General features: G+C 72.2%; 1 protein-coding gene. It reads right to left on the bottom strand.

The annotated features are described in order from the left end of the window. On the bottom strand, positions 1-326 hold a 326-nt coding region (locus tag MXD62_RS09970), incomplete at its 3' end, for a DUF222 domain-containing protein (RefSeq protein WP_248829054.1). Positions 327-593: the final 267 nt, after the last annotated feature.

The raw sequence follows: 593 nt of genomic DNA, 5'->3' as shown, positions 1-593 counted from the left end.
CGGGTGATCGCCCGGACCTTCGAGTAGGAGATCGTTCCGTCGGCGAACGCCGCCCGCACTGTGGGGAGTTGTTCGAGGGCGCGGGCCGTGGCCAGATGCTCCCGGGCGGCACGTAGCCCGATCCCGCAGCGCCAGGACAGCCAGTGCGCACATGAGCGCAGCCCGATCCCCGACCAGCCGCCCCGCCGCTCGAAGGCGGAGAGCAGGACCAGCCAGCCGCAGGTCGCGGCCGCGAGCCGGCCTGCCCACCCGCAGATCGCGGTTTCGAGATCCGCCAGCGGCGCGGTCTGCGCGTCCAGGCCTGGTATCAGGTCCATGCTCGGCATCCGGCTGATGTCGGGCGTGGGGGACGCGGCGGCTGTCGGGGAAGGTACCTGTTCGATCACTGTGATCACCGGGCCCAGGGTGTCGTCGATCAGCGGACACGACCAGGCTCGCATCCACCACCGACAGTTTTCGTCCCCGCTGGTCAGGAGCCCGCGGGTGGCCAGCGGGCCGCGGGGCCCGGGGCTGCGGGCCGGCCCGGGACACCGGCGACGCCCCCGACATCGCCGATCATGACGCCTTTCCCGATCATGGTGTTCCGCGGCACC

Source organism: Frankia sp. Mgl5 (assembly GCF_023242985.1).
In the GTDB taxonomy this organism is placed as follows: domain Bacteria; phylum Actinomycetota; class Actinomycetes; order Frankiales; family Frankiaceae; genus Parafrankia; species Parafrankia soli.
This window is presented reverse-complemented; position numbering and strand designations above follow the sequence as displayed.